The organism is Mesorhizobium sp. IMUNJ 23232 (assembly GCF_044326205.1).
Classification (GTDB): domain Bacteria; phylum Pseudomonadota; class Alphaproteobacteria; order Rhizobiales; family Rhizobiaceae; genus Kumtagia.
Map to the genome: position 1 here is coordinate 17060 of NZ_JBIRCY010000004.1, position 22815 is coordinate 39874.

The following is a 22815-nucleotide window of genomic DNA, read 5'->3' on the forward strand; positions in this document are numbered from 1 at the left end:
TTCCAAAGGGTAGAAGGGGCTTACGGCCTGAATTACCGGCCGTCCGGCGTGCGCAGGCCGAACCACTTGTCCTTGACGGCATTGTAGTGTTCCTGCGGCCTGTATTCCGCCACTTGGAGACCAAGTCGCTTGGCGCCGAGCGCGCCGATCGCCGAAAGGATGGCGTAGCTGCCGACCACCACGTCGCGCTCGCTGCTGGCAAGATTGACCTGGGCAGTGATGACGTCCTGCTGTGCGTTCAAAACGTCCAGCGTCGTGCGCTGGCCGACATTGCGCTCCTCGATAACACCGTTAAGCGCAAGCTGCGTCGCCGCGACGGTTTCCCGATTGGCGGTCACGTTCTCACGCGCAGCGGTGTAGCTCGTCCAGGCGGAGGTCACCGCCTGCCGCACCTGGTCTCGCGACACGTCGACGTCGATGCGGGCCTGCCCCAACTGTTCCTTCGCTTGCCGGACCTGAGCGGACACGCGGCCAGCCTGGTAGAGTGGAATGTTGATCTGCGCGCCGATGCTGGCGGAGGTGTTGCTGCCGTTGGCGCCGCCGCTGGTATTCCTGCCCTGGTCGAACAGGCCGCTTCCGGGAACAAAGGGCTGCGTGTTGGTGAAACCACTGTCGACGCTCGCCACACCGGTGATCTGCGGCAGCAACTGGCCTTCCGCCGACTTCACCGCGAATCCGGCTGCATCGACCACATGCTGCGCTGAAAGGATCGCCGGATGCCGGGATTCGGCTATGCCGTAAGCAGCGTCAACGGATTTGGGCAGGAGCTTCGCCAGGGGCGAAGCCGGCTTGAGATTGCCCGGTTCCTCGCCGACGATTGCGCGGTAGTTGGCGGCGCTGGCCAAGGCGTTGGCGCGCGCCGCCGCGAGCTGGGCGACGGCTTCCGAGCGGCTTGCATCCGCCTGGGCAACGTCGGTGCGCGTGCCTTCGCCGACTTCGAGGCGCGAGCGCGCTGCGCGGGCCTGTTCGTTCAGGAATTCCAGATTCTGCTCCGTCAACACCGCGATACGCCGGTCGCGGATGACGTCCATGTAGGCGCTTGCCGCATTGAACAGCGTGTTCATCTCGGTGTTGCGCAGGTTCTCGAAAGACGCCTGCACCTGCGCCTCGGCCGAGTGCACGTTGTTCTTGGTCTGAAAGCCGTCGAAGAGAGTCTGCTGGATTTCGACGCCGAACGATCCGGTGGTGATGCGCGAACTCGAATTTCCCACGCCTTTCAGACGCGGGTTTACGTTGGTCGACGTATAGTTGATGGAGCCAGTACCAACGATGACCGGCCGATATCCGGACTTGGCAATCGCCACGTTTTCATCGGTCGCCCGCGCTCCGGCACGCGCCGAATTGAAGCTTGAATTGAGCTGATAGGCCTTGATCAGCGCGCCGGTGATGGTCTCAGCTGAAACCGTGGCGGTCGACAATGCTGTCACGGACAGCAAGGCGGCAGCGAACAAAGACTTGCGAACAAACTGCACAGCGCATCCCTCTATCGTAGCAGCGAAAGCCCGCTCCGCCCGGATCATCCGGCGCGGTCCGTCAACTCAACCACCACGTTACCTGTCACCCACTCTCATCCAACCCCGAGAGCCAGCAAAAAATCCTATAACCCGTTCGGATCAGTCCCAACCGTCCTAGAACTGAAACGTATAAGCGCGCTCGAACCCCGGCAATGGCTTAATTGCCGCGTTGAATGCGCTGCGTCCGGTGACCACACCGTTCCATTTGGAATAAAGCCGCGCCTTGCCGGCGTTTCCGCCCCCCTCGACCACGACCAGCCGTCCACCATCCTTGAGTTGCGAAAACAGCGTCTCCGGCGGAACCTCCACCGCACCGCCGACAAAAATCACGTCGTAAGGCGCTTCCGCCGCATACCCTTCGTGGAACGGACCGCGCACCACGGCCACATTGTCGCAGCCGAGCCCGGCGAGATTTTCCGTCGCGAGGTCGGCAAGCGTCTGGTCGGCCTCCAACGCCACCACCGAACTCGCCAGACGCGACAGGACCGCCGCCGAATAACCGGTGCCGCAGCCGACATCGAGGACGAAATCCGACGGCAAGACCTCGGCGAGCTGCACGAGCTTGGCGAAGGGCGACGCTTCCATCAGATATCGCGGCGAACCGCCGCCCTGCGCCGGGGCGATCTCGACGTCCTCGTCGATGTAGGCAAGGTTACGGCGACTGGCGGCGACGAATTTCTCGCGCGGAACGGCAAGCATCGCGTCGAGCAGCGCCGGGCTGGTCACATCGGTGGTGCGCACCTGGCCATCGACCATGCGAATTCGCCGCTGGGCGTAGTCTGCTTCCATCTCAAAACCGGTCCGTTCCCTGCGCCACGTGGCGCGCATTGCTGTTCGAACGCGAGCGCCGGCCATGCAAACCGGCAACAACAGGATGGAGACCTCGCCCGGATTTCCACAAACTGGAGAACTCAAAGCTTTTGGTGCAACGCGACACCTAGGATGGGCCTCTACCGTTAACGATGTGTAACCCGTATTCGCAGCCTATGTCGGTCATCGATTTTCCAATGTCCAGACTGCGGCCGCGATTTTTCACGGGCGTGGCGCTCGCGCCTCACCTTAAAGCTTCCCGGCTTGATTCGTCGCAACAAAAAGCGGCGGCGCAAGCCACATCCAGCATGAACAGCGCAGAAATAGAGGGAAATGGCCGTCGGTTCACGCCGTGTTGGCTATGACCCGCATGACGGACCCGGCGAAATGCACCGTTGTCCGTCCGCATCAAACGACAGGATGGAGGCCTCGCCCGGAATCGAACCGGGGTGCAAGGATTTGCAGTCCTCTGCGTAACCACTCCGCCACGAGGCCTCGCCGCCCCGCCGTTCTAGGCACGCTCAATAGGTTACCCATCGGGGGCCGGTCAAGTGACAAGGACGTTCTGAAGTGGCTGCCCGGTTCCATTGTCAACATCGATTCGAAACGTGCCGTTTGCGCATCACCCGGGAGGCCCGGCCGCGGGAACCCGACGCCGGCAGCGTGCGGGCTCCCGCCCCGAAATGGGGCATGGCACCACGGACTATCGCGCGGGCGGACGTCTCCTCCGCTCCCACCAGACCACGGTTCGGCGGCGCAGCCGGCGCACCGAGGCGAATTCGTAGGACAGGACGAGCAGGCCCAGCGGTATCATCCAGAAGCCCAGCACCGGCAGGAAGCCGAGCAGTCCGAAGAAGACCAGCAGCACGCCGATCGCAACGCGCGAAATGCGGGACTGCGGCATCCGGACCTCGCGGCCGAGAACCTTTATCCTGCGCGCGCCATCATCGCCGCTTGCAGTCTCGGGCCCTTCCGCGTCCGCGTTGCGCCTGGTCTTTCCGCCCATCCATCTCTTCTCCAGCCGAGGACAATGCCGCTCGTATCGACCGACAATAGACCGGCATCATATGATGCCGACACATGCCGCCCGCCACATCACTGGGTAAGCCGGCCAAAAAAATGCTCCGCACCGCTTTGCAAAGCCGAAAGGGGTTTGCTATAGGCACGCGCAATGCTGAAACGAGCATCCGTTCCCCGGTAGCTCAGTGGTAGAGCAACCGGCTGTTAACCGGTTGGTCGCTGGTTCGAATCCGGCCCGGGGAGCCAATATTTTCAAAGACTTAGCCGCCCTTCCCACTTGCGTCAGGTCCGCAAGCTACTGTCATCAGGCCTTCGTTTCCGCTGCGCCCTAGCCTTCCGCCTTGAAATTCTCGGCCTCCCTTTGCGCCTTCTTCATGTCGCCTCCGTGCTTGTGCAGCAACTCTTTGGCTTGCTGCGGAGACAGATCGGTCGTCTCGGCCAGATGAAGGGCTTTCGCCTCATCTCCTTTGGAAGCCAGGCGGCTCTTTTCTGCTGGTTGATCGGCCATTGCGATTGTCCGTTTTCTGGGTCAACGCGGCGGCAGAAGAGTCGTTGCAGTTGGCTGGGCGCAACCACTATCGGCACACCGGTGCACATGAGACGCCGAGCAGCGGGCATTGACGGCAAATATTCGCAGGCTGTTCCCCAGACGTCCCACCGGGTTTCCTATGGGTCACCCGATTCCTTGCGCATCAATTGACATTTTGCTCAATCCGAACTGGACGTTGGTGGATGATTGGATGATGCTGAAGAGCATTAAACATTGGCGAAGGAACGATGACCGGACAAGACGAACTCATTGAGCTGACAGCGGATATTGTCGCTGCCTATGTCGCCAACAATCCTGTGCCGGCTGCCGATCTGGCGGCCCTCATCGCAAGTCTTCACTCTACGCTTGCATCCCTGGCCGACGCCAAGGGACCCGAGCCGGAAGCGAAGGAGCCGCAAAAGCCCTTCGTAAATCCGAAGAAGTCGGTCCATCCCGATCATATCGTCTGTCTGGAGGACGGGAAAAAATTCAGTTCATTGAAGCGCCACCTGATGACCAGTCACGGAATGACGCCCGAGGCATACCGGCAAAAGTGGAATCTGGGCCCGGAATATCCGATGACGGCGCCGGATTACTCGGTTAGGCGGTCGGAATTGGCGAAGGCCATAGGACTAGGCACTCCTTCCGCACCAGAGCCGGAACCCGCGAAACGTGGCAGGGCAAAGAAGGCCCGGGCCAACTAGCAGACGGATCGGCCCTCTCGCGGCCAAGCGCCGGTCAGCGTTCGCGGGCCGGCCAGGCGTTCTGGATGGCCGCGAAGAAAAACGCGGTCGTCAGGCCGAACAGAATCAGTCCGTTCACGGCCTCGATCGCTCCCAGCAGTCGCCACCCCTTCTCAAGGGAGACATGCTCGTGGCCGTAGCTCGTGATCGCGCTCAGGGAATAGAGCATTGCAATGGAGATGTCCGGCAAAGCTCCGATCGCCACGTAAAGAAGTGCCCAGGCTAGCGCTTCGAGCGAGTGAAGGGTGGCGGCAAACAACGCAAGGAGCGCGACGGAGGCGATGAAGTCGAACCGCGTGCGCTTTGAGGGAATGATCTCACGGATCAACGCCCGGGTGACGATCATGAACATCGAGACGTGGACAACGACCGTCGCGACGAGCAGCGGCAAACCCCACAGCCAGTCATTTGCCCAGAACATCTCACCTGCCTCCAGCGGGGTCCGGAATGCGACCTACAGGATGGCGAGCTTGTCCGCTAGCGGCTGACCGCCTCGAAGCGGATCGCCTCGAAGGCGCCTACGGGCGGCAAGTCAACCCAGACAAAGCCCTCGTCGTCGACCGGCGAGACCGCAAGCTCCCGATCGGCGACCAAGGCGCGGGCCTCACCTGCGCTGGATGCGCCCAGGCCCAGCCTCAGCCCGTGGATGTCCGCCGGCTCATCGTAGAGATTGTGGCTCTGGCCGGTGTAGTTGACGACATGTACCATGAAGTGCCCGTCCGTCCCGGCCCGGCTCACCGTCAGTTCCACCCTGCCCTTGCCCAGAAGTTTCACCGGCGCCTTGCCGCCGCCGAGCGAAGTCAGCAGATGGCGGAAATCGGGAATGCTGTCGCGGTGATAGAGCCAGTCCGGCAGCCAGGGCAGGAATACCGTGCGGCCCTTGCCATAGGACCGGCTCACCACCCCGGGCAGGTCGGACTCGACTTCGGGGTAGCAGAGTTCCGGCGGCCCGAACCGCTGCGGCGGCAGCAGCGTCATCGACGTCGACGCGCCCTCGACAAGCCGCGGCGTCAGGTACAAGCCGTCGAGATACATCAGGCTCGCGTCGGGCGCATGCGCGTTCTCCTCCTCGCCCATGCGGAAATAGGCGCCGCGCATATCGGGCCGCAGGAGAGCAACGCTGGCGACCGGCAGCGAGGCCAATGCGTTGACGGCGCGGGGCCGGCCCTTCTCGTCGTAGAATCCGGTCTCGCCGGTCGCCACCAGCGTGCCGCCCTCCTCGACGAACCGGTCGAGCGCTGCCGCCTCGGCGTCGCTCATGCAGGCGACGCTCGGCAGATAGATCGTGTCGTGGCGGCGAAGCGTCTCGGCGAAGTCAGGCTCGCCCGCCTGCTCGTCGATCACATAGTCGAAAGGCACGCGGCTATCGAGCAGCGCGCGATACATGCCGCGAAACGAACCCTGCAAATATTTGGCGGACGCCGCGGCCCGGCCGTAGACACCGGTCTTCCTGGATTGATAGAGGCCCGTCCTCGCCACCGACCGCAGCCCGGCATAGTGCCGGGAATTGTTCCCGTACCAGCGGAAGAGGTCGCGCACCGCCCCTAGCGGCTTCTTGTCGTCCTGGTCGATGACGCCGAGGAGATAGTAGTCGAGCACCGCGCCGTTGGCGATCTGCTGCGCTAAACGCAGGTCGTGGCATGCGCCCGTCTCGGCGACGAAACGCCATGCGAAGTCGATGAAATTGGCCGAAGCCGATCCGAACATCTTGCCCTTGCCGTAGGCCGCGGCCCAACGCGCCTGTTCGCCGGACTGATGCGGCCATTCGGGCGCGGGCCGGTCGACCGCCCGCTGCACCTCCATGCGGATCAGGTCGTTCCGGGTCCGTTGACCCATCACAGCGGTCTGCGGCCGGGCAGCCTTGATCGCCGCATACATCCTGTCGCCGAGTTCGAGCGTAGTGACGTCCATGAATTCGAGATAGTCGCGGTACGAGGGATCGGAGAAATCCTCCTTGAGCGGCAGGTCCTTGCCGTACATCTCCCCGAACCGGCGACGGCAATTACCGCACACGCAGATGCCGAAATAGCGTCCGGAATAGTCGGTGCTACGGTAGCCGAACATGTTGAAGAAGATGCCGTCGACCGGGTATTTGCCCAGCGCCTCGGCGATGATTTTCGGCGCGTACTCCTGGTACCAGCCGCCGTTCACGCAGGCCTGGTAGGTGCCGTTGTATTCGAGCGGTTTTCCCTCGCGATTGTGCACGAACCAATCGGGATGGCGCTCATAGGCGATGCGCGTCGCCTTCGACATGTCGAAGCGGCCGACCAGCTTCAGGCCTTTCGCATGCGCGGCTTCGATCATGTCGCCGAGCAGATCGCGATCGAGGAGAGGGTTGCGGGCGTGCAGTTCAAGTTCGGTCGGATAGAAGGCGAAGATGCCGCCAATGTTGAACAGCAGCACGTCGCAGCCGAGGTCGACGGTCTGCTGCGCCAGGGTTTCGGGGTCGAGTGCCGCGTCCGTCATCCTGAGATTGGTCTGCACCATGCGGAACGGCTTTTGCCACCATTGCCGCGCGTCGGCGCCATTTGTCGTGGCCTCGTTCATGGTCTCGGTCTCCGAAGATGGTCAGGCTTGAGCCGCGGCAGCGTCGAAACGGTGCCGGTGCAGCATGCGCTTGTTGCGCGGGTCGGGATTGGGGACCGCGGAAATCAGCGCCCTAGTGTAGGGCTCGTCCGGGTTGGTGCAGATCTTGTCGGCGTCGCCGATCTCGACCACGCGGCCCTTGTGCATCACCGCGACGCGGTCACAGAAATAGCGCACGACCGAGATGTCGTGCGAAATGAAGATGAAGGACAGGCCGAGCCGCGCCTGAATGCCGAGCAACAGGTCGAGGATCTGGGAACGGATCGAAACGTCGAGCGCGGACGTCGCTTCGTCGGCGATGATGATGCGCGGATCCAGCGCCAGCGCCCGGGCGATGCCGATGCGCTGCCGCTGCCCGCCGGAGAACGCGTGCGGATAGCGGTCCATCATGGCAGGGTCGAGCCCGACGATCCGCAACAGGTCCGCCACCCGGTCGTCGAGTTCGGAACCATGGGCCAGCCTGTTCACATAAAGCGGGTCGCCGACGATCTTCTTGACCGTCATGCGCGGATTGAGCGAGGCGAAGGGATCCTGGAAGATCAGCCGCACTTCCGAGTGGAATTTCCGCAGCTCGGTTTTCGTCATCGCCGCGACATCGACCTTTGCGCCGTCCTTGCCGCGATAGAGAATGGTGCCGGCTGTCGGCTCGGCGATCCTCAGGATCAGCCGGCCGACGGTGGTCTTGCCCGAGCCGCTTTCGCCGACGATCCCGAGATTCTCGCCGGGATAGAGGTCGAGATCGACACGGTCGACCGCCTTCATGCCCTCGGCGACGCCGTAGCCGAAGAAGCCCTTGACGTCGCCATAGCGCTTGGTGAGCCCGCGGACCGAGAGGATCGGCTCTTTCGCCACCGGCATCGCAGCTTCCATGGCGATCCGACGCTCGGATTTGTGTTCGAGCTTCAGCGTCGAGGCGAGGAGTTGCCCTGTGTAGGCGTGCCTGGGCGCGTGAAAGATGTCGTCGACCGGCCCGGTCTCGACGATCTCGCCATGGCGCATGACAGCTACTTCGTCCGCGACCTCGGCGACGACGCCCATGTCGTGGGTGATCAGCAGCATCGCCATGCCGCGCTCGACCTGCAGCCGCTTGATCAGGTCGAGAATCTCGGCCTGCGTGGTGACGTCGAGCGCCGTCGTCGGCTCGTCGGCAATCAGGAAGTCCGGATTGCAGGCCAGCGCCATGGCGATGCAGACGCGCTGGCGCATGCCACCCGAATATTCGAACGAATAACGCTCCGCCATCGCCTCGGGATTAGCGATCTCGACCTGCCGGAGCAGTTCGATGGTGCGCGCCCGCGCGGCCTTCCTGTCGAGCCCGAGGTGGAGTTCCGTCACCTCGTCGATCTGGTTGCCGATCGTGTGGAAGGGAGAGAGCGAGCTCATCGGCTCCTGAAAGATCAGCCCGATCTTGGCGCCGCGCAGCCGCCGCACCTCCCTGCCCTTCGGATCGAGCGCGGTGATGTCGATCGATCTGCCGTCGACATGAAGCACGATGCGTCCGGACGTGATCTTGCCCGGCCGATCGACGATGCGCATCAGCGAGCGGGCGGTGACCGACTTGCCCGAGCCGCTTTCACCGACAAGGCATAGCGTCTTGCCGCGTGTCATCTGGAAACTGACATTCTTCACGGCGTGGAAGACGGTCTTGCTGTTGTCGAAGTCGAGCGAGAGGCCGTTGACGGTCAGCACGACATCGCCCGCTTGGGCCGCGGTTTCCATCTCCAGCCCCCTATTCCGAATAAGGATCGGCCGCGTCGCGCAGGCCGTCGCCGAAGAAGTTAAGGGCAAGCACGGTGACGATCACCGCGATGCCGGGTGAAAGCAGCCAGGGCGCGGTCGCCACGGAGCGGATGTTCTGCGCCTCCTGGAGGAGGACTCCCCAGGACACCACCGGCGGACGGAGCCCGATGCCGAGGAAGCTGAGCGCCGTCTCGGAGAGCACCATGACCGGAATGGCAAGCGTCACCGACGCGATGATGTGGCTGGCGAAGCTCGGCGCCATATGACGCAGGATGATGCCGAGCTCGCTGGTGCCGTCGAGCCGTGCCGCGACGACGAAATCCTCGTTCTTGATCGCAAGAAAGCGGCCGCGGATGACGCGCGCCAGCCCGGTCCAGCCGACCAGCGAGAGGATGACGGTGATGATGAAATAGACCTGGAGCGGCGACATCGAAGGCGGGATCGCCGCCGCCAGTCCCATCCAGAGCGGGATGGTCGGGATCGCCAGCAGGAACTCGATGGCGCGCTGAATGACGTTGTCGACCTGCCCGCCATAGTAGCCCGACAATCCGCCGAGCAGGATGCCAAAGAAGAGGCTGAGGCTTACGCCGACGAGGCCGATCGTCATGGAGATGCGCGTGCCGTGGATGACGCGGCTCAGCATGTCGCGGCCGAGCCTGTCGGCGCCCCACAGATACATAGGCTGCTTGGGATCGAGCGGCCCGATCAGGCGGATGTCAGCGGGGATCAGGCCCCAGAGTCGGTAAGGCGCGCCCTTGACGAACAGGCCGACCGGTATCCTGGCCTCGGGGTCGATGACGAATTCCCGCGCAAAACTCTCCTTGTTGACCTGCACCTTGTAGCCGTGGACGAACAGCCCGAAGCCGCTCTCGTCCCAGAAATGCAACTGCTGCGGCGGCGCATAGGTGTAGCGCGCCGAATAGGCTCCGGCATCATGAGGCGCGAGGAACTCGGCGAAGATCGCGACGAGGTAGATCAGGATCACCACCAGACCGCCGACCACCGCCAGCCTGTGACGCTTGAACTTCCACCAGGCAAGCTGCCACTGACCGGCACGCTGGAACTTCACCGTTCCGACCGGAGCGGCCTCCGGCACGCCGGTTTCGGGCGCCGGTGGCGTGTTCAAAGTCAGATCGTTGTCGTTGATGCTCATCGGCCCGCCCTCATCCGTAGCGGATGCGCGGGTCGAGCCACGCCAGCAGCAGGTCGGAGATCAGCGTGCCGATGACCGTCAGCACCGAGAGCATCAGAATCATCGCGCCGGCGAGGTAGACGTCCTGCGCCACCAGAGCCCTGAGCAGCAGCGGCCCGGTGGTCGGCAGGTTGAGCACGATCGCGGTCACTGTCGCGCCGGAAACCAGTTCGGGCAGCGTCCAGCCGATCGTCGAGACGAACGGGTTGAGTGCGGCCCGGACCGGGTATTTGAAGATCAGCCGCCACTCGGACAGGCCTTTGGCTCGTGCCGTCACGACGAAGGGCTTGAACAATTCGTCGAGGAGATTGGCCCGCATGATGCGGACCAGCGACGCGATATGCGAGGCGGCGAGCACGAAGACCGGCACGATGAGGTGCTGCGCGAGGTCGGCGGCCTTCTCCCAACTCCAAGGCGCATCGACATATTGCGCCGAGAACAGCCCGTCGACGCTGACGCCCCAGAACCGCAGCGCGAGGTACATGAGGATCAGCGCGAGCAGGAAGTTGGGCACGGCGAGCCCGACGAAGGCGAAGAAGGTCGCGGCATAGTCGCCGATCGAATATTTCCTGACGGCCGAATAGATGCCGACCGGCAGGGCGATCATCCAGGTGACGACCAGCGCGGTGAAGGAGAGCACAAAAGTCAGCCCGAGCCTGTTCCATAAGAGGTCGGACACCGGCGCATCCCAGTCGAAGGAGCGGCCGAAATCACCCGCGAACAGGATCTTGGTGATCCATATCCAGTATTGCACCCAGACCGGCTGATCGAGCCCGTAGGCGGCGCGCAACTGTGCCAGCGTGGCCGGATCGATGGTGTCGCCCTGTTGCGACATCTGGGCGGCGAGCGTGGTGACGAAATCGCCGGGCGGTAACTGGATGAGGATGAACGACACCACCGAGATCGCGAACAATGTCGGGATCATGAAGAGGATGCGCTTGAGGATATAGCCGAGCATCTTCGACGTCCCGCCTAGCGGCCGGCGCCCTTGGTCCAGAGGTCTTCCTCGGTCATGCGGTTGAGCATCGGCTCGCCCGCACGATAGCGCCGGAAGTTCTCCGTGATGACGTCAAGCGAACGGTCGATCTTGTCGGGCACCGCCGCGGTGAAATGCGGGGTGATGAGAAGGTTCGGCGTATCCCAGATCGGGTCGTCCCTTGCCGGCGGTTCGGGATCGGTGACGTCGAGACCGGCACCGGCGAGCCGGCCCTCCCGAAGCGCGGCCATCAGCGCGGCCTGGTCGATCACCCCGCCCCGGCTGAGGTTCACGATGATGGCGCTCTTCTTCATGCGATTGAGGGCACGACCGTCGATCAGATGGTGCGTGGCGTCCGACAGGTTGAGCACCAGCGCCAGGATGTCGGCCTCGTCCAAGATCGGATCGATCGTCTCGCCTTTGTGGGCCGAGTACATACGGTCGACGCCCGGCGGGTTGGGCAGGTCGCGGCGGCGATAGCCGAGCACCCGCATGTTGAATGCCTTGGCGCGGCTCGCAAGCTCGACGCCGGTATGGCCCATGCCGAGAATGCCGATGGTACGGCCGTAGAGCGCGCGCAAATCGTTCATCTCGGGGGAACGGCGCCACTCCCGCCGCTTCTGGGCTTCGTAGAAATCGGGATAGCGGGAGCACAGCATCAGGCTGAACATCAGCACGTGCTCGGCGAGCGCCGGCCCGGAGCGTCCGGCGGAGCCGGTGACGACCAGCCCGCGCGTGAAAACATCGGCGCGCGCCGACTTGGTCAGTCCGGCGTGGTCGCAATGCACCCATTTGAGCCTGGGTGCCTTGACGTGCCGCTCGTCGAGGTCGCCGGCGAGGATGGCGATCTCGGCCTGTTCAAGTGCTGCGGCGACAGCGGCTCCGTCCTTGGGCGAGACGGCAACGAGCCGGTCGGGCATGATCGCGTCGACGAGCCGCTGCCAATGCGCGCCCTTGAACGGCACCTCGGTATCCACCACCACCACGCGTTCGGTCATTTTTCTTCCAGTTTTCATCAGCTTGCCGGAACGGGCGGACACGCGGCATGAAGCCGTGGTCCGCCCGCCGACCGGGAGGAGCTTCGCCCGAGGAGGCCGGACGAAGCGGGTCGGAAGCCTATTGCTTTGCGATGAAATATTGCTCGGGATTGGTCGGCGCCGGCGTTGGATAGATCCATGAAGCGGGCATCGATTTCGGCACATTGAGGAAGTTTGTCTTCTTCACGCCATAGCCGCTGCCCGGCCAGGCGACGCCCATGGTCCAGAACTCGTCGGCGGCGATGTCGAGGATCTGGTTCATGATCTTGGCCTGCTCCACGGCGTCGGGGCTCGCCTGCAACTGGCCGTAGAGCTCCATCTGCTTCCTGGCCGCCGCCGGCGGCTCCTCCGGCTTTACCTGGGACGTTTCTGGATTGACGCCGAGATAGTACGCCGTCCAGGCAGGCGCCCAGTAATAGCTGTCGTTGTTGGCGGGAAACCACCAGCGCGGATCGAGCACCACCTCGGCGCCGTCGCCGCCGCCGCGCTCCCAGGCGACGCCCTCGAGTTCGCCAGCGTCCTGGCGGGTCTGGATCAGCGTGCGGTCGAGCGGGGTGGGCACCATGTTGATGCCGACCTTCGCCCACTGCGCGGCGATCAGTTCCAGCGCATCGCCGAAGACGGGGTTGGCGGCGCTGTAGGCGTAGCTCAACACGAACGGACTGCCGTCGGGCTTGAGCCGAACGCCGTTCGCGTCCTTGTTGGGCAGCACCTTGTCGAGATACTCGTTAGCCTTGGCGACATCGTATTCCGTGAACTGCTTGGCGAGTTTCTCATTGTAATAGACCGAGCCTGAAAGAGGCGATGTCTGCGCCACTTCGCCTTGCCCCAGCCAGATCACGTCCAGCACCTCCTGCCGGTCCATCGCGTATGAGAGCCCGATGCGGAAATCCTTGTTCTGGAAGAGCGCGCGGGTCGCGGGATCCTTGTGGTTCAGGTTGAGCATCATCACGATGTAGTTCGGGCTGACCGGCGTCTCCTCGAAGAACTCGTATCCGCCCGCCGCCTGCCCTTCGAACAGCACCGGCTTGTTGGCGGTGGTCGCCAGGCTGCGGTCCTGGAAGTCGATCTCGCCGGCGAGCGTCTTGGTGACCAGCACCTGCGGGTCCGACAGCACGTCGAAGTCGCGCACGTCGATATAGGGCAGTTGGTTACCCTCTGTGTCGACTTTCCAGTAGTAAGGGTTACGCTCGGCCACGGCGCGAGTTGCCGAGCCCGAGCCGTAGCCTTGCGTGAACACCCAAGGGTTGATCGTCGGCACTTCGGTATTGGCCCAGAAGTTCGACTTGTTGACCATCAGGCCCACCCAATCGGTCTGGCCGGCGGCCTTGATCTCGGCTTGCACATCCGGATTGTATTTGGGGTGGAACTTCTGGAGGTAGTGCTTGGGATAGCGCACCGCGGCATTGTCGAGCGGGCGCGCGGTGGCAAGATATTGCAGAAACAGGCCCTTGGGGTTCTTGAAGGTGAACTTGACCGTGGTCTCGTCGATCATCTCGAAGCCGCAGGTCGATCCGTCCGAATTGATGAAGGGCTCCTGCGGCGAGGGCGTGAACTGCTTGTCGAGGAACAGATCCTCGAACCAGAACTTGATGTCTTCGGCGGTGAATGGCGTGCCGTCCGACCACTTCATGCCCTTCCGCAATGTGAAAGTGTATTCCTTGGCGTCCGGGCTGACGTCGACCTTTTCCGCGATGTTGGGGATGACTTCCTTCCAGTCTGGCGACCAGCGCATCAGGTTCTCGTAGGAGACCGTGCGCAGCACCCAGCCGTCGTCCGAACCGCCGACCATGGCCGACCGCCAGTGCCCGCCATAGTCGCCCACCCGGTCGACAGGGCTGACGACGAGCGGCTTTTCGGGAATGCGCTGTTCGAGCGGCGGCAGCTTGCCGGCGGCGACCTGCTCGGCCAGCATCGGCGCCTCGCCCGCCAGCGCGGTGTTCGGCAACAGCATTGCAAGGGCGCATGCGGCAATCGCCGACGTCAGCAACCTGGTCCTGTATCGTGTGATCATCCATTCCTCCCGATTCAAACCGCATGGTTTGTTTCCGCCGCGGCCATCGAGCCAGCCGGCATGAACAGGTTGCGTCTTTCGCCCGCCCGAACCGTCACGGTTCGCAGCCTCCTCAAGGCGAAAGTTCACATAACACATTTCTTAAGGCAAATTATGTGCGATCTGCAATCGAGAATCTGAAATTTTGCGTCGAAATCGCAAATTTTCGGCCGACGGACGAAATCGGACCTGCACGCCCCGTCACGCCAGAAGGCGAACAACTTATTGGAAAATCTTGTCTTTCAGGCAGAAATACCTGCTGCGGAAGCACCACGCATGCGATCGCGCCGCATGTGCGCGAGGAAGATTCCACGCGAACGCGCCATGTGTTTGCCGATCGCCTGCACCGCGGCGTCCGGATCTCCGTTCTCGACGGCCGCCACCAATTCCCAATGCTCGGCGCAGGAGGCGCGCATATGCGCGAGCGTCAGCGGATTCTTAAGCGACAAAGCGCGCAGCCATGAATTGTGCTGCTTCATGATCCGCACCGCCTCGACGTTGAAGTGACGATCGGTGATGTAGTCGTGGAAATCGACATTGGCCGCGTGGAACTCGGGGTAGAGCGCTGCATCGCATGCCGACTGGCACTTTTCCTGCAATGCCCTCAGTGCCGCGACGTCTTCCGGACGGGCGAATTCGACGAAGGTCCGCATGATATACGGTTCCAGCAAGGCCCTGATATCAAATATGTTTCTGACCATGTCCTCGTCGATCAGCCGCACCCGCGCGCCGCGATTGGGGGTAATGACGATGAGCCCCTCGCCTTCCAGCCCCTGCAGCGCTTCGCGCGCGGGATTGGTGCTGGTGTTGAAGCGTGCGGCGATATCGCTGACCTTCAGACGGGCCCCGGCGGGAATGCGGCCTTCGAGGATCTCGTCGCGCAGCAACTGCTGCAGCCGCCCGTATCCGGGCTCGCGCCTGGACGCGCGGCGACCAACGGAAACGACCTCATCCTCGTCAAGAAGATCCAGTTTTGCCGCCACTACGTGTTCTCCCTCGCCTAGGCCATTCGCCATTAGATAGCACAGGCCTTGCAGAAATTCTAACTCGTCATTGACATATCGTACATAATCATTGAGCACTTATGTGCTTTTCCGATGGTGATCAAGCGCCGCCGGCAATCAGCCAACCTTGGCAGGAATGGAAGGGTGGCCTAACCGCCCTCCGGAATCGATGTCGGAGAAATTTGATGACGGAATGGTGGCGCCAGCCGCAGCGGATCGTGCAGACCAATCTCAGACTGACCGACGCAAGCCTCGACCCCGAGACAGTCGCGAAGTCGCTGGTTGATTTCGGCGCAACGGCGATGCTCTTCAACGTCGGCGGCATCTTCGCCTGGTATCCGAGCAAACTGCCCCTGCAGGCGCCGAACCCGCGACTCGACCGCGACCTGCTCGGCGAGATGATCGCCGCCGCTCACCGGCACGGCATCAAGGTGATCGGCCGCTACGACCTTTCCAAGGCGACGAAGATCGCCTTCGATGCTGAGCCCTCATGGTTCTGCCGCGACGGCAAGGGCAATCCCTTCGAATACAACGGCACCTATCAGGCCTGCGTCAACGGCGGCTGGTACCGCGAGCAGTCGCCCAAAGTTCTGGAGGAGAGCCTCGGCCGCTACGAGATCGACGGCATGTTCTTCAATATGTTCGGTTACCTCGCCACCGACTACAGCTACCGCAGCTACGGGCTCTGTCACTGCGAGAACTGCAAGCGCGGTTTCCGCGCCTTCTCGGGGCACGATATCCCGGAAGACGCCGTCACCTCGAATCCCGTCTTCCGGCAGTATCTGCGGTTCCAGGACGTCACCAGCAAAGAACTCGCCGCCAGCATCTATCAGCGCGCCAAGGCCATTCGCCCGGGCGTCGCCATCTCCAATATGGGCCGGAAATCCGACTTCTTCCGCGGCGAGGTCAATCGCCGCCTCGACCGCCCGCACCCCGAATGGGTGCACTATTCCGGCGAGCAGGCGAAGACATTTAACTCGATCGGCGGCGGCGAGATTCGCCACTCGTCCGCCCTCACCCATTTCATCGATTTCCCATGGCGCTACAGCGCCGAGAGTGCGGCCACCCAGGCGCTTCGCCTCGCCCAGCAGCTCGCGAACGGCGCCGACCCGCACTATTATTTCATGGGACCGCCCGAGCAGCCTGACCGCAAGGCGCTGCCGACCGTGCGCGACATCTTCGCGTTCTACAAGAAGCACGCGGGGCTATACGGCGGGCTGGTCTCAGCGGCGCGGATCGGGCTCTACAACTCAGCGAAATCCCGGCGCTACCACCCTGAAGCCGGCGGCCTGCCGCAGCGAGCCTTCCGCGGCGCCTATCGCGCCCTCCTCGAGTCCGGCCTGGCCTTCGATCTTATTGCCGACGATCGCGGCCCCGACGCTGATTTCGTCGAGCGCCATTCCCGCTATGCCACCATGATCCTGCCGGCCGTCACCTGCCTCAGCGATGCCGAAGCCGCCAATCTCGATGCGTTTGCAAAAAATGGCGGCGCGCTCCTCGTGCTTGGCCCCGCCGGCGCCTATGACGAGACGGGCAATTCCCGCCCCGCTTCGGCTTTGACCACCCTACCCTATACCGAGGTGCGCGAGATCATCGCCAGCACCCGCGGCGGCTATCTGGGTATCGACGCCAACCCGCTGCCGGGCCTCGATACCGATCTGATCCTGCTTGACGGACCTTACCAGGCGGTGGAGCCAAAGCCCGGAGCGGAACGACTCTACGGCATGCTGCCGACGCAGCGTTTCGGGCCACCAGAACTCTGTTTTCCCGATCCGGACCTCGTCTCGGACCTGCCCGGCGTCCTCATCTGCGCAACGGGCAAGGGACAGGTGATCTTCGTTCCCTGGCAGCCGGATGCGCTCTACCACGAGCACAGCCTGCTCGAGCATCGGGCGCTGATTGCCAGCCTCGCCGGGCGCGGCGCGGGAGCGCCGACCGTGGCGCTCAATCGTCCCGACCGGATGGAATTGACCCTGCAACGCCACAGGACGGACGGCACGCTTGTCGTCCACCTCGTCAACTATTCCGGCCAGAGCGACAATTCCTACGCTGAACCAATTCCGGCGCACGGGCTGGTGTTGACGTTGCGCGGGATTGCCGCAGGCAAGGCGCACGCATTGGTTGCCGATGTCGAGATTTCAGCGGGAAGTCCGGATGGCGGGGAGACCGTCACGCTCGAACTGCCACCCGTGGGATATTTCGAAGTGATCACGATCGTGCCGGTTTAGATCCTGGTCCCGGTCGAGTAGACGTCGGTCCTTTCCAGAGCATCGATCGACTTGTCGTAGTTCTTCACCGCGAAGCACGAGTACAGCACATCGATGACGTGGATCTGCGCGATCTTCGACACCATCGATTCGTGATAGGCCGCCGAACCGCTCGCCGCCGTTACCGTTGGGGTGAACAGTTTTATGTCTGCATAGGCGGTGATCGGCGAATCCGCGAAGGAAGTGATGCAGATTGTCGTGGCGCCCCGCTGTTGCGCCTGCTGCAGCGATTCAACCGTGGTGGTGGTGCGGCCGGAATTGCTGATGCCGATGGCCAGCGAGCGCTCGTTCAGCGTCGCCGTGGAGATCTGGCGCACGCTGAAGTCGCGGAAGAACTGGCACTGCTTGCCCACCCGCATGAAGCGCATCAGGGCGTTCTCGACAGCGATGATCGAGGAGCCGAGCGCGAAGAAGGCGATCAGCTCGCATTTCTGGATCGCCTCGACCGCCCGATCGATCTCATGGACACTGATGCCGCGCTGGGTGTCGCGCACCGTCTCGACATAGCGTCCGGAAATCTTGTCGAGGATAGCCGAGGTTCCATCCTCCGGCGTGATATCCTCATAGACCAGTTGCCGCTCGCCGCCAGCTTTGTCACCATCGGATTTTTGCGACAGTTCCTCGGCGATCTTGATCTTCAACTGCTGGAAGCTCGGGACCTGCACCGTCTTGACGAATCGGGTGATCGTCGATTCGGAAACCTCGCAGGCGATGGCCAGATCCTTGATGGCGCTGGATTTCGCCATCTCCGGGTTCTTCAGGATAAATTCGGCGATCCGCCGCAGCGCCGGGTTGAGATAGGGACGGATCCACCGGATTCGCGGCAGGATCTGGTCCGGTTTGTCCGCCGCCTGATCCATTTTTGCGCCCCTTTCAATCGGCCAAGCCAAGACCAGGCTTTTGCAGCCGCTATCCTACGCGGAATTAAGTTTCATGAACAGCCGGACCTGCAAAGATGGGGTCGTTTTGGACCGTTCGCGGCGGCCCGCATCGGTCTCGCCAGGCGCTCGCCGCCGGTCTCGGCATGCGCGCCGCTGCGACAACTGCAACATGGGGCTAGAAGCGCTACCACACTGCCTGCGCCGACCGTGCGGCCTCAAGATTCACCCGCATGAAGGCGAGCGCTGCCGCCGCCGCGGCGTCGGCGCTATCCCATGACCGCCGCCACAGCGAGATGGCGCCGGCCGTGTCCGCCGAAAGTGCCGCCGGCGAAAAACTCTCGACGGTGTAGGCGCCGGCATAGCCGATATGCGCCAGCGTGCGGAACAGGGTCGTGAAGTCGAACGTGCCTGTGCCCAGCACGCCGCGATGATTGTCGGCGAGATGCGCATAGCCGATCAGCGCGCGGTTGCGCAGGATGGCGCCGGCGATATCGCTCTCCTCGATGTTCATGTGGTAGGTGTCGAGATGGATAAACATATTCTTCGAGCCAACGGCCCGGATGATGTCGCCGGCCTCGTCGAGCGTGTTGGCCATGTTGGTTTCGTAGCGGTTGATCGCTTCGAGCCCAAGCTTCAGTCCCTTGGCCATAGCTTTGCGGTCCAGCCCGGCAAGGCGTTCTGACACCAGCTTGCGCTGCATCTCCGTCGGCGGTGCCGTGTAGCGGCCGAGCCCAGCGTAAACCAGGCCGCTCAACGCCGGCGCGCCGATCTCGGCCGATATCTCCAGGCAGCGCTCGACCGTCTCCTCGGCCTTTCCGGCGACGGCGGCGTCGACGCTCGACATATCGGCTTCCCGCGACAGCGCCATGCCGACGGCCACATCGATGCCGGCGTCCTGGGCCAGCCGCTTTATCAGCTTCGGGTCGGTGGCGGCCGGATCGAAGATCAGCACCTCGATGAGGTCGAAGCCGATCCGCGCCGCGGCATCGATCGCCGCCTTGGCATTCGTCTCGCTCCAGTCGTCGGTGAAAACCAGGCCGTGCACGCCGAGCTTGTTGGTCATGCAGCCCTCTCCTTCTAGATCGACGAGCGGATGATGCCGCCGTCGCAGCGCTGCGCGGTGCCGGTCATGGCGGGGTTGGCCGCCAGAGCCACCACGGCGCGGCCATGCATGGCCGGATCGATCAGCCTCTGGATCAGCGAACTCGGCTCATGGTCCCTGAAATAGCCGGTCATCACATCGTTGACCGTCTTGCCTTCCTGCTCGGCGATGCCGCCGAAATAGGTCTGCACGGAATCGGTCGCCGTCGGCCCCGGCAGAAAGCTGTTGACGCGGACATTGGTGCCCTTGGCGAGTTCGGCGAGCGACCGCGAGACGCCGAACTGCGCCGCCTTGGTCATGGCATAGTGCGCCATCCACGGAATGCCCCGGACGCCGGCGTCGGAGGAGATGAAGACGATCGAGCCGGAATCGCGCGCCAGCATGTCCTTCATCACGGCGCGGGTTATGCGCACGCCGGTCATCACATTGGCCTCGAAGAACTCGTGCCAGCGCGCGTCGGGGATCTCGAAAAAATCCTGGGATTCAAAGATGCCGATGTTGTTGACCAGATACTCGACGTCGCCGAATTTCTTGGCGAAGGCGTTGAGTATGCCGGCACCGTCCGGCTTGGCCAGGTCGGCGACGATGCCGTGGGCGCGCGGCCCAATGTCGGCGCAGGCGGCCATGAGCTTGGCCTCGTCGCGGCCGTTGATGATGATGATGCCGCCCTCGTCGTGAAAGGCCTGGGCGATCGCCTTGCCGATGCCCGAACTGCCGCCGGTGACGATGGCCACCTTGCCGGTGATGCCGAAATCCATCTTTTGCTTCCTTCGTTTTGGGGCTTCAGGCCAGGCTTCCCGGCCTGATGTAGCGCGCAAGGTGCCCGCGCCAGACGTCGAGGCCGACGGCGATCAGGATGATCAGGCCGATGGTCAGGCTCTGCATCGAGGTCGAGACGGCGTTGAGGTTGAGGCCGTTCTGCACGATGATGATGATCAGCGCGCCGATCAGCGTGGAGACGACACGGCCGCGGCCGCCGGCAAGACTCGCCCCGCCGACCACGGCGGCCGCGATTGCCTGCAACTCGATCAGGCTGCCATAGTTGGGCGAGCCGGAGTTCAGGCGCGAGGCGAGCAGCACGGCGGCGAAGGCGGTGCAGGCGCCGGCGAACACGAAGGCCAGTAACCGCACCCGTGACACATTGATGCCGGAGAGCCGCGCCGCCGACTCGTTGCCGCCGACGGCGTAGATCTCGCGGCCGAGTTTTGTGTGCTCCATGATCACGGTGAACAGCGCATAGCAGCCAACGACATAATAGAACGGCAGCGGCAGGCCGAGGAACGTCCCGTAAAAGACCTGCCCAAGCTGCTCGGACAATGAGAAGGCGGGCGTGCCGCCGTTCAGCATCAGCGCCAGACCCTTGAAACCCGACAGGCCGGCCAGCGTGACGATGAAGGCAGGAATCCTGAGATAGGCCACCAGGAACCCGTTGAGCAGGCCGAGCGCGCAGCCGATGAGGATGGTGAGAACGATCGCCGGCGCCAAATCCATATCCTGGTTCTTGATGAAGACCGCCAGGCACATGGTCAGGAACGCGATCATCGAACCGGGGCTGAGATCGATGCCGCCGGTGATGATGACGATGATCGAGCCGATCGCCACAATCGACAGGATCGAGATCTGCAGCGCGATGTTGCGGAAATTCTGCAACTCGAGAAAGGCCGGCGTGGTGATCGCGACGATCGCCACGATGACCAGCAGCGCCAGCAGCGGGCCGATGAAATCCTGGCCTGCGATGCGGCTCAGCACAGAGCGGCGTTTCATGCGGGCTCCTCCTCGAATTGCATTTCGTGGCTGGATGAATGCGTCGAGGCGCGTACAAGCATCGCATGATCGACCTCGGCGGCGTCACGGATGTCGATGATGGTGCCGTGGCGCACGATGCCGATGCGGTCGCTCATGGCGATCAGCTCGGCGTGGTCGGAACTGATGAGGATCACCGAGCGGCCCTGCCGCGTCAGTTCGTTGATCAGCCGGTAGACCGCGAGCTTGGCGCCGATGTCGATTCCTTGCGTTGGTTCGTCGAGGATCAGCACCTTCGAGCCGGCGAACAGCCAGCGCGCAATGACGATCTTCTGCTGGTTGCCGCCGGAAAGCTGGCCGACCGACTTGCTTGCGGCGAGCGGCGAAATCTCCAGCTCCTCAATGTAGCGCCGGCCGGCCGCCCGCTCCTTGCGCTTGTCGAGCAGGAACATTTTCGAGATCGCGGCGAGGCGCGCCGAGGTGATGTTGGGGCCGCCGGAAAAGTTGAAGAACAGGCCGTCGAACTTTCGGTTCTCCGGCACGAAGGCCAGGCCCGCGGCGATCGCATCGCGGGTGGAGCGCGGCACCATCGGCTTGCCGTCGATCACGATCTCGCCGCCGGTGATCCGGTCGGCGCCGAACAGCGCCCGGGCGATCTCGGTGCGGCCGGACCCGATGACGCCGCCAAGGCCGAAGACCTCGCCTTGCTTCAGCGAGAAGGTCACGTCGCGCGCGCCGCGGTCCGAACTCAGGCCGCGCGCCTCGAGCGTGATCGCCTGCCGCGCGTTGCGTTGCTTCGGATAGTGTTCTTTGACGTCGTGCCCGATCATTTTTTCGACGATGTCGCCAATGTCGAGCGTCGATTCCGCGGCCGAGCAGACGACGCGCCCGTCCTTGAGAATGGTCGCCGTGTCGACCAGGTCGATGACTTCGTCGAGGCGATGCGAGATGTAGAGGATAGCGACGCCGCGTGCCTTCATGCGGCGCAGGAGCACGTGCAGCGCGGCGATCTCCTGCTGGCCGAGGGCGGTGGTCGGCTCGTCGAGGATCAGCAGCGTCGAGTCGATCGACACAGCCTTGGCGATTTCGACGAGTTGCTGCTCCGCAACCGAAAGCTCCGCGACGAGCCGGTCAGGGTCGATGCCGATCTCGAGGCCGTCGAGGATGCGGCGCGCCTCGCCGCGCATCCTCTTCCAATCGATCAGCGGACCACGCTTCGGGTAGCAGCCAAGGAAGATGTTCTCGGCCACCGAAAGCGTCGGCGCCAGCGAGAATTCCTGGAACACCGTCGCCACGCCGTCGCGCCGCGCGGCGATGGGATTGGCCAGGGTCACCGGCCTGCCGCGCAGCCGGATTTCACCGCCGTCCGGCTGAACGACGCCGGACAGGATCTTGATCAGCGTGGACTTGCCACAGCCGTTTTCACCGAGCAGCGCATGGATCTCGCCCGAGCGGAGCGTGATCGAGATGCCGTTATTGGCGCGCACACCCGGATAGGATTTGGTTATGCCGACCAGTTCCCAGAGCGGGGCTTGCACCGTCTGCATGGTCCGGCCCTCCTCAGCCCGACTGGAAAAGACGGTGGCCGGAAGATCGGCCACCCGAGTTGCCTGGGAGA

At 63.3% G+C, this 22815-nt stretch carries 19 protein-coding genes and 2 tRNA genes; 3 read left to right on the forward strand and 18 right to left on the reverse strand.

The window, feature by feature from the left end:
- Nucleotides 1-32: 32 nt before the first annotated feature.
- From ACH196_RS03730 to ACH196_RS03745, 4 genes are all read right to left on the reverse strand, one after another.
- A complete protein-coding gene (locus ACH196_RS03730; RefSeq protein ID WP_396645052.1) occupies nt 33-1472 on the reverse strand; it encodes a TolC family outer membrane protein in 1440 nt (479 codons plus the stop codon).
- 156 nt (nt 1473-1628) lie between these two features.
- Nucleotides 1629-2303 carry a protein-L-isoaspartate O-methyltransferase gene (locus tag ACH196_RS03735; RefSeq protein WP_396645054.1) on the reverse strand — a complete coding sequence of 225 codons (675 nt, stop codon included), beginning with the start codon at nt 2301-2303 and terminating at the stop codon, nt 1629-1631.
- 442 nt (nt 2304-2745) lie between these two features.
- Nucleotides 2746-2819: transfer RNA gene (locus ACH196_RS03740), tRNA-Cys, on the reverse strand.
- 208 nt (nt 2820-3027) lie between these two features.
- Nucleotides 3028-3330, reverse strand: a complete 303-nt coding sequence (locus tag ACH196_RS03745; protein WP_396645056.1) for a PGPGW domain-containing protein — start codon at nt 3328-3330, stop codon at nt 3028-3030.
- 185 nt (nt 3331-3515) lie between these two features.
- Between ACH196_RS03745 and ACH196_RS03750 the strand changes: the two genes are divergently transcribed.
- Nucleotides 3516-3590: transfer RNA gene (locus tag ACH196_RS03750), tRNA-Asn, on the forward strand.
- 82 nt (nt 3591-3672) lie between these two features.
- Here the strand turns inward: ACH196_RS03750 and ACH196_RS03755 are convergent.
- Nucleotides 3673-3852 (reverse strand): hypothetical protein, encoded by a 180-nt coding sequence (locus ACH196_RS03755; RefSeq protein ID WP_396645058.1) that lies wholly within the window; start codon nt 3850-3852, stop codon nt 3673-3675.
- 269 nt (nt 3853-4121) lie between these two features.
- On the opposite strand from ACH196_RS03755, the gene ACH196_RS03760 reads away from it, so the two are divergent.
- Nucleotides 4122-4577 carry a MucR family transcriptional regulator gene (locus ACH196_RS03760; RefSeq protein WP_396645060.1) on the forward strand — a complete coding sequence of 152 codons (456 nt, stop codon included), beginning with the start codon at nt 4122-4124 and terminating at the stop codon, nt 4575-4577.
- A 34-nt stretch (nt 4578-4611) separates the two neighbouring features.
- Here ACH196_RS03760 and ACH196_RS03765 read toward each other — a convergent pair whose 3' ends face one another.
- From ACH196_RS03765 to ACH196_RS03800, 8 genes are all read right to left on the reverse strand, one after another.
- Entirely contained in the window at nt 4612-5037 is a 426-nt protein-coding gene (locus ACH196_RS03765) for a hypothetical protein (RefSeq protein ID WP_396645061.1), read from the reverse strand.
- 56 nt (nt 5038-5093) lie between these two features.
- Nucleotides 5094-7163 carry an alpha-amylase family protein gene (locus ACH196_RS03770; protein WP_396645063.1) on the reverse strand — a complete coding sequence of 690 codons (2070 nt, stop codon included), beginning with the start codon at nt 7161-7163 and terminating at the stop codon, nt 5094-5096.
- 21 nt (nt 7164-7184) lie between these two features.
- Nucleotides 7185-8921, reverse strand: a complete 1737-nt coding sequence (locus ACH196_RS03775) for an ABC transporter ATP-binding protein (RefSeq protein ID WP_396645064.1) — start codon at nt 8919-8921, stop codon at nt 7185-7187.
- A gap of 10 nt (nt 8922-8931) precedes the next feature.
- Entirely contained in the window at nt 8932-10095 is a 1164-nt protein-coding gene (locus ACH196_RS03780; protein ID WP_396645065.1) for an ABC transporter permease, read from the reverse strand.
- 10 nt (nt 10096-10105) lie between these two features.
- Nucleotides 10106-11092, reverse strand: coding sequence for an ABC transporter permease (locus ACH196_RS03785; RefSeq protein WP_396645067.1), 987 nt, complete (start codon nt 11090-11092; stop codon nt 10106-10108).
- A 14-nt stretch (nt 11093-11106) separates the two neighbouring features.
- Nucleotides 11107-12108, reverse strand: a complete 1002-nt coding sequence (locus ACH196_RS03790) for a D-2-hydroxyacid dehydrogenase (RefSeq protein WP_396645069.1) — start codon at nt 12106-12108, stop codon at nt 11107-11109.
- 118 nt (nt 12109-12226) lie between these two features.
- A complete protein-coding gene (locus tag ACH196_RS03795) occupies nt 12227-14161 on the reverse strand; it encodes an ABC transporter substrate-binding protein (protein WP_396645071.1) in 1935 nt (644 codons plus the stop codon).
- Nucleotides 14162-14442: 281 nt separating this feature from the next.
- On the reverse strand, nt 14443-15183 hold the full coding sequence (locus ACH196_RS03800; protein ID WP_396645072.1) for a GntR family transcriptional regulator: 741 nt from the start codon (nt 15181-15183) through the stop codon (nt 14443-14445).
- A gap of 206 nt (nt 15184-15389) precedes the next feature.
- Between ACH196_RS03800 and ACH196_RS03805 the strand changes: the two genes are divergently transcribed.
- A complete protein-coding gene (locus ACH196_RS03805) occupies nt 15390-17432 on the forward strand; it encodes a hypothetical protein (RefSeq protein WP_396645074.1) in 2043 nt (680 codons plus the stop codon).
- Here ACH196_RS03805 and ACH196_RS03810 read toward each other — a convergent pair.
- The 5 genes from ACH196_RS03810 to ACH196_RS03830 all read right to left on the reverse strand — a co-directional run bounded on the left by ACH196_RS03810 (nt 17429) and on the right by ACH196_RS03830 (nt 22744).
- Nucleotides 17429-18331 (reverse strand): MurR/RpiR family transcriptional regulator, encoded by a 903-nt coding sequence (locus ACH196_RS03810; RefSeq protein ID WP_396645075.1) that lies wholly within the window; start codon nt 18329-18331, stop codon nt 17429-17431. The two genes, ACH196_RS03805 and ACH196_RS03810, sit on opposite strands and share 4 nt — an antisense overlap.
- Nucleotides 18332-18536: 205 nt before the next feature.
- Complete coding sequence (locus tag ACH196_RS03815) at nt 18537-19415, reverse strand: TIM barrel protein (protein ID WP_396645076.1); 879 nt, start codon at nt 19413-19415, stop codon at nt 18537-18539.
- Nucleotides 19416-19429: 14 nt separating this feature from the next.
- The gene (locus ACH196_RS03820) at nt 19430-20212 is read right to left on the reverse strand and encodes an SDR family NAD(P)-dependent oxidoreductase (protein ID WP_396645077.1); all 783 of its coding nucleotides are present in this window, start codon (nt 20210-20212) and stop codon (nt 19430-19432) included.
- Nucleotides 20213-20237: 25 nt separating this feature from the next.
- The gene (locus tag ACH196_RS03825; RefSeq protein ID WP_396645078.1) at nt 20238-21218 is read right to left on the reverse strand and encodes an ABC transporter permease; all 981 of its coding nucleotides are present in this window, start codon (nt 21216-21218) and stop codon (nt 20238-20240) included.
- Nucleotides 21215-22744: a sugar ABC transporter ATP-binding protein gene (locus ACH196_RS03830; protein ID WP_396645080.1), complete on the reverse strand. Its 1530-nt coding sequence runs from the start codon at nt 22742-22744 to the stop codon at nt 21215-21217. Before ACH196_RS03830 ends, ACH196_RS03825 begins: the two co-directional genes overlap by 4 nt.
- Nucleotides 22745-22815 lie beyond the last annotated feature (71 nt).

Bases quoted from the DNA above. Each gene is read 5' to 3' on its own strand.
- ACH196_RS03735 (WP_396645054.1), bottom strand. From the start codon at position 2,303: ATGGAAGCAGACTACGCCCAGCGGCGAATTCGCATGGTCGATGGCCAG.
- ACH196_RS03745 (WP_396645056.1), bottom strand. From the start codon at position 3,330: ATGGGCGGAAAGACCAGGCGCAACGCGGACGCGGAAGGGCCCGAGACT.
- ACH196_RS03755 (WP_396645058.1), bottom strand. From the start codon at position 3,852: ATGGCCGATCAACCAGCAGAAAAGAGCCGCCTGGCTTCCAAAGGAGAT.
- ACH196_RS03760 (WP_396645060.1), top strand. From the start codon at position 4,122: ATGACCGGACAAGACGAACTCATTGAGCTGACAGCGGATATTGTCGCT.
- ACH196_RS03765 (WP_396645061.1), bottom strand. From the start codon at position 5,037: ATGTTCTGGGCAAATGACTGGCTGTGGGGTTTGCCGCTGCTCGTCGCG.
- ACH196_RS03770 (WP_396645063.1), bottom strand. From the start codon at position 7,163: ATGAACGAGGCCACGACAAATGGCGCCGACGCGCGGCAATGGTGGCAA.
- ACH196_RS03775 (WP_396645064.1), bottom strand. From the start codon at position 8,921: ATGGAAACCGCGGCCCAAGCGGGCGATGTCGTGCTGACCGTCAACGGC.
- ACH196_RS03780 (WP_396645065.1), bottom strand. From the start codon at position 10,095: ATGAGCATCAACGACAACGATCTGACTTTGAACACGCCACCGGCGCCC.
- ACH196_RS03785 (WP_396645067.1), bottom strand. From the start codon at position 11,092: ATGCTCGGCTATATCCTCAAGCGCATCCTCTTCATGATCCCGACATTG.
- ACH196_RS03790 (WP_396645069.1), bottom strand. From the start codon at position 12,108: ATGACCGAACGCGTGGTGGTGGTGGATACCGAGGTGCCGTTCAAGGGC.
- ACH196_RS03795 (WP_396645071.1), bottom strand. From the start codon at position 14,161: ATGATCACACGATACAGGACCAGGTTGCTGACGTCGGCGATTGCCGCA.
- ACH196_RS03805 (WP_396645074.1), top strand. From the start codon at position 15,390: ATGACGGAATGGTGGCGCCAGCCGCAGCGGATCGTGCAGACCAATCTC.
- ACH196_RS03810 (WP_396645075.1), bottom strand. From the start codon at position 18,331: ATGGATCAGGCGGCGGACAAACCGGACCAGATCCTGCCGCGAATCCGG.
- ACH196_RS03815 (WP_396645076.1), bottom strand. From the start codon at position 19,415: ATGACCAACAAGCTCGGCGTGCACGGCCTGGTTTTCACCGACGACTGG.
- ACH196_RS03820 (WP_396645077.1), bottom strand. From the start codon at position 20,212: ATGGATTTCGGCATCACCGGCAAGGTGGCCATCGTCACCGGCGGCAGT.
- ACH196_RS03825 (WP_396645078.1), bottom strand. From the start codon at position 21,218: ATGAAACGCCGCTCTGTGCTGAGCCGCATCGCAGGCCAGGATTTCATC.
- ACH196_RS03830 (WP_396645080.1), bottom strand. From the start codon at position 22,744: ATGCAGACGGTGCAAGCCCCGCTCTGGGAACTGGTCGGCATAACCAAA.